The organism is Paenibacillus ihuae, assembly GCF_001368795.1.
GTDB lineage: Bacteria > Bacillota > Bacilli > Paenibacillales > Paenibacillaceae > Paenibacillus_AQ > Paenibacillus_AQ ihuae.
Genome location: NZ_LN831198.1, coordinates 4,097,464 through 4,105,786 on the forward strand (window position 1 = coordinate 4,097,464; position 8,323 = coordinate 4,105,786).

Below are 8,323 nucleotides of genomic sequence, written 5' to 3' on the forward strand. Positions count from 1 at the left end.
GATAAGTAAGCATCTGCAGCGACAGCCCATAGTAGACTTCATGCAGCTTCAGGTCCTTCTGGCTGGACTTATAGTCGATGACCCGCAGCAGTACCCCCTGCTCGCTCTCGGCTTTGTCTACACGGTCTATCCGGCCCACAACCTCTATGACACAGCCGTTGGGCAAGGCTATTCTCAGCGGGGGAAGCTCTTTGCCCGGGCCAAAATCCAGCTCCAGCCCCGCCGGCTCAAAGCTGCCCCGGCGGGCATGCTCACCGAGGATAACCGAGGCCCGTCCGACAATGTTCTTCAGCTTGCGGGAAATGTACCCGTATCGCTTGGTGCTCATTAGAATCTCGCCCTGAAGCAGCGGGGACAGCTTGTCCACCGTAGCCCCGGCTTCGCGCCGGCATTCCTCTGCCGTCATACTGCCCCAGCCTCTGCCTTGCTCCTGCAGTCGTTTGGCCATATCACTCAGCGCCGCATGGAACAGCTGACCGATATCCGGCGCCTGGAGCTTATAGAGCTGGCGTTCCTTTAATCTCAGACCGTAGGAAGCAAAATGCGAGAAGGAGCAGGCGACGAATTTCTCCATACGCGACACGCTGCCCCGCAGTGTTGAGCCTCCATATAACCTGAGGCTGGTATCCCGCCGCAGCGGAACCCCGCTGTTGCGGTAGAATAATGAACCGAGCAGCCGCTCCAGGGGCAATCTCCGCTGCTTATCCCCGCTGATGTACCAGTTGTAGACATCCCACCATATTCCGGGAATCTCTACGCCCTGGCGCCATTGCCGCAGCTGCATAATCAGCATGCGCAGCGTCTGATCCTGCTGTCCGATAAAGCTAAGATGGAGAGTCTCACCCGCAGCAGCATCCTCTGGAGACACAGCCGGCGGGAAACCCGAGAGGGAACGCTCAGCCAGCGCTCCTGGGAACATGCCATGCAATTGGCGGATAATCTCGGACGGCAGCAGCACCTTGCCTTCTTCATCCGCCGTTGCATAGCTGATCCACAGCCTGGTGCTGGCTGTCGTGAGGGCATTATAAATAAGGAAACGTTCGTCGAGCAGCTTGCGGGAAGCCCCAGGAGCCAGCTCCATACCGCTGTTCTCCAGCTGCAGCCGCTCACCCTCGGAGAGTATACCGTCCTCCTTGAACTGTGCAGGCACAACACCTTCATTAAAGCCAAGCAAAAAGGCATATTTCACACCCGTAGTCCGGGTCCGGTCCATCGTTCCGACCAGCACCTGATCCAGCGCAGGCGGAACCAGCCCCATCCGGAGCTCGGCAAGTCCTGTCTCCAGCACTCCGGCGAACAGGTCAAACTCCAGCCGCTCACCGCCCATCATTTCGGCAATCTGGTCGAGCAAATCAAGCACCGCATCCCATAGCTGGCTGTGCTCACGGGCCAGCACTGGCTCTCCTTGCTCCAAAGCCGCTGCGCTCCGTTTCTCCAGCTTGTGCGCTGCCTCCGATTCCTGGAGGAGCAGATACACCGCTGTACACAGCTCCAGGCCGCTGCGGCTTTTCTTGACCCGCTTCTCAAACGCAGACAGCGGGCCTGTAATGGCCTCACGGCAGGCCTCCATTCTCGCCAGCAGCACTTCATCCACTACTCTGGCGCCCTCCAGCGATAGGCTCGGAATCCCCCGCCATGATTTGCCGTCGGTCCAGCGGTAGCCCTGAATGCCGCAGGCAAGCACGTAGTTCTCCAGCTGGTCCATATCCTCACGGGTCAGACTGCCGTCCAGCGGAAGCAGCAGCTCAGTTTTCACACAGCGGAACACATCCTCATAACGCCAGCGGCGGCGAACCACATCAAGCGCAGAGCGGATAAACTCCACCAGCGGGTGATGCAGCTCATTGGCCTTCTGGTCAAGAAAGAAGGGTACTCCGTAATCTTCAAACAATGGGGCAACCAGCGACTCGTAATCGCCGATGTTCCGCATAAACACGGCCATCTCACCATATTTTGCCCCGTCCTCACGCGCCAGGCGGAGCATCTCCCGGAGTGCGCTCTCAACCTCTGTCCGGCGTGAGGAGGCAGCACTGATGGTGATCGCTTCCCTGGCCTGTGCAGCTTCTCCGCTCCAGCGTGCCCGCCGCCCGAAACCCCGCTCCAGATGGGCCAGGGCAGGACTGTCCGCGAAACGCGGCAGAACCTGCGGAGCCAGCACCTCGTCCCACACCTCAAGGCCTGCCTCTTCCGCCATCCCGCGCAGCTTGATATAAGTCACAGCCGCCGGATGAAACAGCTCCAGTTCATGAGGCTGCATTTCGGAGGCATAAATCCGGTCCAGGGTCAGTGCTACTGTTATCTTAGAGGCATGCAGCATTAGCTCACGCAGCACTACAAATTCCTGGGGGGGTAAAGCCATGGAAGCCATCCACCCAAATCTCAGCGCCGCGGACATACGAGGAATCCTGAATATGCTCGGCCAGCTCGGCCAGACGGTCCTCTTCATCGATATACAGCCGGGACATTTCCTGCTCCAAATCGCTGAATACCAGCTGCAGATCATCCAGCTTGCCTGCCAGAATAGGGCTTGCCAGTGGCGACTGCCTGATGCCGGATAACTGCTCTTCCAGATCCGCAGCACCCAGACAGCACCGCTTCATTTCTGTGTGCAGGCTGCTTAACCGCTCGACGAAACCGGGCCTGTCGCTGGACGCGCCAAACAGCTTCAGCTCATCCTTGCGGCGGGTGATGATTTTGTAGATCAGCATTTTTTTGCCTTCCTCGCTGATCGGCAGACTGGCGCTGCCACCCGTCTCCTGCTTTACCCGGTAGGCCAGCCGGGAGAAGCTGAGCGTCTGGGCGCGGATGCTGCCCTTCACTTTCCCGCTGCTCAGAAGCCCCCGTTCCGCCCCGAATGAGCCCTGCTCTGGCACAAGCACAATAATCGGCGCTCCCAGCGGCTCCGATTCCAGCCGGGAGGAGACCTCCTCCCATATTTTTGTTGTCTTGCCGCTGCCGGAGCGGCCGATCAAAAAGTTTACCGTCATTGCAGTAGACTCCTTCCGTGGCGGAGATGAGGTGAATCAAATCTATATCAACACAAGGTGTTGCATTCGTCCCAACATTATAGCATATCTCTACCTCACGGAACAGAACGTACGTTTGCCATTGTTTTCAAATCTCAATATTTACCTGTAGAAAACGCAAAAAGAGATTGACCGCCTTACGGTGTCATTCCCTTTGTGTTTGCTCATATTTCCAGCCTGCTGCAGTCCTGTTAAGCCTGGCGCTGGTTACCGGAGTGTCAGGATCATAATAAAGTCGGTTTGTTCTTCATCCCCCATATAAAAAGAGTGGGCACCTGTTTGAACAAACCCCATTTTTTTATAAAAAGCTATCGCATTCTCATTCTTGTCCCATACGCCTAACCAGAGTTTCTTCACACTACGTTCTATCGCAATTTCCATAGCTTTATTCAGCAGATATTTACCAAGACCATGTTTTTGGAAGGTTTTCTTTATATAAATCCTCTCGATTTCAAGAGATTCCTCACCCATTTCTTCAGTCTGGGCCCCACTGGTATTAACCTTTAAATAGCCGGCAAGCTCCTGATTCAAAAAAATAAAAAAGAATTGCGAAAAGCGGTTGGATAATTCCTTTTCCAGTTGATTTAAGTTAAATGCCCTTTCCAGATAGGCCTGCATATTATCAAGTGAATTCTGATGCTTGAAAGTATCATTAAAGGTTTCATAACTTAACTCTTGAAGAATGTGTAAATCAGCAAGGGTACACTTTTTAACCTCTATAGTCATTTCAATAGAACACTCCTTTAGATTATCAATAATTTCTCTTGTTTCCCTTTTTCACATATTCCCAGTCTTTCTCCACATTTTTTCTTACTCTTTGAAGAAGGCCGGCCATAACTTCAGCTTCACTGTCGGAGAAACCTGCTAATGCAACGAGGTTTGAATAGTCATTTTCTCTTTTTATAAAAGGATATACCTGTTGTCCCTGTGCTGTCGGATAGAGTTTTTTAATTTTGAGGTTATGCTCATCCGCTTTCTTTTCAATAAAACCGTTCATTTCAAGTTTTTTTATCGATCGGGCTGCTGTTGTCCGGTCTGCCTTTATCATCTCCGCTAACTTTTCTTGAATGATCCCCGGGTGTTCACAAATGCGTACCAGGTACAAATACTGCCCTTTAGTGAGGTCATATTCTTTGAATTCTATATTGCTTATCGAATCCAAGGCCCTTGCTATCATTCCAATTTCCCGAAGAATTTCCTTCATATTAGAACTCCTTATCGCATTTTTTGTTGCAAATACAATAAAAATACCCTGGACTAAATTTACTCTAATTTTGTTGTATTTACAACAAATTAATTAATTTATAGTAAAAAAGAGCCTCCGCTTCCGGAGACTCTGGCCTGCCCAGCCTTAGGGCTGCATTATTTCTTGCTGGTCACTTCAAAAATCGCAAATTTCAGATAATGTCCTTCGTCCACGCCGAGGATTTGCGGATGATCCTTGCCTGCGGCCCGCCATTCAACCAGTCTCAGCACTTTACCCGCATCCTTCGCCGCTTCAGCAATGGTATCCAGGAACAGCTGCGGCTGCATATGGTACGAGCAGCTTGCGGTTACCAGGTATCCGCCCTCGTTGACCAACTTCATGCCGTGCAGGTTGATATCCTTGTACCCGCGGCAGGCTCCCGCTACAGCGCTTTTGGTTTTGGCAAACGCAGGCGGGTCAAGAATGACAACATCCCAGGTGCGCCCGCCGCCGGCTGTCATCGGCTTCGCCGTATCGGTTTTGGCTGCCGGCTTACCGCCAGACTTGGCTTCACCTGTACCTGTTGCCCGCTCGGAGCGCTCTTCTAGACCTTTTACCTGATTGCGCAGAAAAGCAAACGCATCATCTACAACAAACTCCACGCGGTCCGTGAAGCCGTTCAGCTCCACGTTTGCTTTGGCGCTCTCAATCGCATGGGCGGAAACATCCAGACAGGTTACCTTCTTCGCCCCGTATTTGCAGGCATGCAGCGTGAAGCTGCCTGTATGCGCGAAGCATTCCAGCACTGTCGCCCCATCCCAGTATGGGAATGTGACCGGTTTACCGCTTTTATTGACCGGCAAAATCTTCTTGTCCCCCTCTTCCGTCTCCACTTCCTGCAGCGTAATCCCGCTGCGCCCGCCCCAGCCCTTGATCAGCGGAGCAATGGAAGCCCGATTTTCGCGCTGATCGAAGAAATAGCCGGTCTTCTGGCCTTCTTCGATATCGACAATGACCTTCAGGCCATTCTCGCTTACCGTAATGTGGCGCGGGCAATCCCCGTACAAGACGCCGGTTCTTTGCTCCAGTCCCTCCAGTTCGCGGACAGAAACATCGCTGCGTTCATAAATGCCGCACGGAGCCATTACCTGCACCAGCGCTTCCACAATCTCGGTGCGGCACTTGTCCATGCCCAGTGTCAGCAGCTGCACCACCAGAATCTCGCCGAACCGGTCAATGATCAGACCCGGCAGAAAATCTGCTTCCCCATAGACGAAGCGGTAAGCGTCCGCTCCCGGCAGAAACCGTTCCCTATGCTGCAGACAGCTCGTGAACCGCTCGACAAAAAATGCCGTATCCATTGCCTCCAGCGGGGCCTGGGATACAATTCGTACCCGGATCTGCGAAGCCGGATTGTAATAACCTGACGCGAGAAACCGGCCTTGATGAGTAAGCACATCCACCAAACCGCCGGCCTGCGGATCTCCATCCACTGAGGCTACCTCGCTGGCGTACACCCACGGATGGCCCTGTTCCAGTCTTTTTTTACGGTTCGTTCCAGAATAACCGATGCCAATGACTTCAACTCCCTGTTCTTGTTGATGATTTCATACATGTCCACTGCATTGCATTCATATATTGGTGTACAACCCCCGTTCAAAGGAGCCTGTCCTTATGATCCGTGACCTGCTGTTCCCTGTTATATACGGCCTTGTTATTTTCCTCGCCGGCATGAAGGTGATGGAGGCCGCGCTGGCGAAGCTCGCCGGCCCGCTGCTTACGCGGAGCCTGCATAAAGCCACCTCCACGCCCTTAAAAGGCCTGATCGCCAGCAGCCTGCTGTCGGCGCTGCTGCAGAGCAGCACTGCCGTTACGGTGCTGACCATCGGCATGGTCAATGCAGGGCTGCTAACCTATGCCCGCACGCTGGGCATCATTCTCGGCAGCAACATCGGCACCTGCCTGACCACCGAGCTGATCGGACTGCAGATCAGCACGATGGCTGCGCCGCTGCTCACCGCGGCGCTGTGCCTATGGGCTGCGGCGGTCATGCTCAGCGAGCTCCCGCCCTTCTCCTGGCGGGCGGCCGAAGCCTGCCGGCGCATCTCCGGGCCGCTCCAGTTCATCAGCCTGGCGGTGGCCGGCTTTGCACTGGTGCTGTGGGGGATCGCTGTCATGCAGTCGATCGGCCCGGCTCTTCAGGCCAGCGGGCTGTTCCGCTGGTTCCTTGACCATGCGGCGACCAGCGCGCTGTGGGGTCTGGCTGCCGGAGCCTGCCTGACCGCCATGCTGCACAGCAGTGCGGCGGTCATCGGCATGGCGATGGGCCTCGCGGCTTCCGGCACAATGCCGCCCGAGCTGGGTATTGCCATTGTACTCGGTGCGAACGTCGGCACCTGCGTCACCGCCGTCATCGCCGCCATCGGCGGCTCGGCCTCCGGCAAGTTTGTTGCCGGATCGCATGTAGCGCTCAATGTCGGCGGCGCGCTGCTGTTCCTGCCCTTTATCGGGCCGCTCCAGAGCCTATCCGCCGCGCTTGGCGGCGGGCCTGCCTCGCAGCTCGCCCATGCCCAGACGATCTTCAACGTCGTCTGCTCACTCGCGGTGCTGCCGCTGTGCTACCTGCCGCTCTGGTCCAGAATCGAACAGCGCCTCAGCCGCACATAAGTCCGAACAGAAGGCTTCCTGCCGGAAGCCTTCTTAATCGCCGTATTATTATACTTCAAACGGCTCTGCAATACTAATGGTTTCTCCAGTTTAAAAGATACTGTAGAACCTTGAACCATGGTAAAAGGTAACCACTGCCGATCCTGCAGCAATAGCCAGAACCATTCCTAAGGCGAGATAGTCCCTTCGGGTGAACGAACGGCCCCGGTACCAGGTCCGTTTCCTGCCGCTGCCGAAGCCGCGCAGCTCCATCGCCGTGCTGATTTTCTCAATCCGCTCTATACTTGCCAGAATCAGCGGCAGCAGAATCGACACGATATTCTTGAGCCTTGCCGGCAGCTTCTCCTTGCGGGAAATATCAATCCCCCGGGCCTGGGCGGAGAAGGCGATATTCTCGTAATCCCGCTGAATGTCGGGAATATAGCGCAAAGCCAGCGATACGGAATAAGCGATTTTATAATGCACTCCGATCCGGTTGAGTGATGAGGCAAATTCACCGGGATCTGTCGTCAGCAGAAACAGCAGCGCCATTGGAATGACCACGGCATATTTCAGTGCGATGTTGAACTGATAGAACAGCTGCTCAGCTGTTACAGTATACCTCCCTGCCAGATGAAAAAGATCATGGCGTGTGCCGTAAATCCGCGTACCCTCCAGCGGAGAGAAGATAAAGATCGCCAGCTGATTCAATAAGAAAAAGAGCAGAATGAAGTATAGCACAAAGGCATAATCCTGAAATCGCACCCGCGAGATCCTGAAGATCACTAGGCTGAACATCAGCATCAGAATCAGGCACCGGGTATCATAAGTAATCATTGCCGAAACCGACCAGACCGCGAACACAAGCAGCTTCGTTGCTCCCGTCAGCCGGTGTACCGGCGAATCCTGGTTCGTAAACGTCAGCATTTTAGCTTTCATCTGTGGCGGACCCTCCTGTCAAAAGCAATGAACCGGCGGACCAGCTCTTCCGGCTGGGCCACTCCCGCCTTTAGCGCCAAGGTAAACAGCGAAGTTTCTTTCAGGTTGGCATGCTCCACCACGGCACGGTCCGTCAGAATCCGCTCCGGCCGGTCGTCGGCAATCTTTTTCCCGTCGGCCAGTACAATGGTCCGCTGCGCATACTCCAGCATCAGATGCATATCATGCGTGATCATGATCACCGTAATTCCCCGGCTGTTCAAGCCCCGCAGAAATTCCATCATTTCATTGTAATGCCGGTAATCCTGCCCCGCGGTCGGTTCATCCAAAATGATCACCTCAGGCTCAAGTACCAGAATAGAAGCGATCGTAACCCGTTTCTTCTGCCCGTAGCTAAGCGCAGAAACCGGCCATTCGCGGAATTCATGCAGCCCGCATACCTTAAGCACCTCATGGATGCGTCCGCGAATAATGTCCTCAGGAATCCCGCGCAGCCTCAGCCCCAGTGCAATCTCGTCGTATATAA

5 protein-coding genes and 2 pseudogenes are annotated in these 8,323 nt (G+C 54.6%); 1 reads left to right on the top strand and 6 read right to left on the bottom strand.

Annotation, left to right across the window (positions count from 1 at the left end):
* The 4 genes and pseudogenes from addB to AQR02_RS18940 form a co-directional block, all read right to left on the bottom strand.
* A pseudogene (gene addB, locus AQR02_RS18925) lies at positions 1–2,987 on the bottom strand (helicase-exonuclease AddAB subunit AddB); the annotation flags it as partial.
* A gap of 246 nt (positions 2,988–3,233) precedes the next feature.
* The gene (gene paiA / locus AQR02_RS18930; protein ID WP_054941802.1) at positions 3,234–3,752 is read right to left on the bottom strand and encodes a spermidine/spermine N(1)-acetyltransferase; all 519 of its coding nucleotides are present in this window, start codon (positions 3,750–3,752) and stop codon (positions 3,234–3,236) included.
* Between the two features lie 25 nt (positions 3,753–3,777).
* Complete coding sequence (locus AQR02_RS18935; protein WP_054941803.1) at positions 3,778–4,230, bottom strand: MarR family winged helix-turn-helix transcriptional regulator; 453 nt, start codon at positions 4,228–4,230, stop codon at positions 3,778–3,780.
* 158 nt (positions 4,231–4,388) lie between these two features.
* Positions 4,389–5,788: pseudogene (locus AQR02_RS18940) on the bottom strand (class I SAM-dependent rRNA methyltransferase).
* 98 nt (positions 5,789–5,886) lie between these two features.
* On the opposite strand from AQR02_RS18940, the gene AQR02_RS18945 reads away from it, so the two are divergent.
* Positions 5,887–6,879, top strand: a complete 993-nt coding sequence (locus tag AQR02_RS18945) for a Na/Pi cotransporter family protein (protein ID WP_054941804.1) — start codon at positions 5,887–5,889, stop codon at positions 6,877–6,879.
* A 90-nt stretch (positions 6,880–6,969) separates the two neighbouring features.
* Here AQR02_RS18945 and AQR02_RS18950 read toward each other — a convergent pair whose 3' ends face one another.
* Together AQR02_RS18950 and AQR02_RS34610 are read right to left on the bottom strand one after the other, a co-directional pair.
* Positions 6,970–7,797 carry an energy-coupling factor transporter transmembrane component T family protein gene (locus AQR02_RS18950; RefSeq protein WP_054941805.1) on the bottom strand — a complete coding sequence of 276 codons (828 nt, stop codon included), beginning with the start codon at positions 7,795–7,797 and terminating at the stop codon, positions 6,970–6,972.
* Positions 7,794–8,323: energy-coupling factor ABC transporter ATP-binding protein (locus AQR02_RS34610; RefSeq protein ID WP_245237550.1), on the bottom strand; the 530-nt coding region annotated here is incomplete at its 5' end. The genes AQR02_RS18950 and AQR02_RS34610, both read right to left, overlap by 4 nt.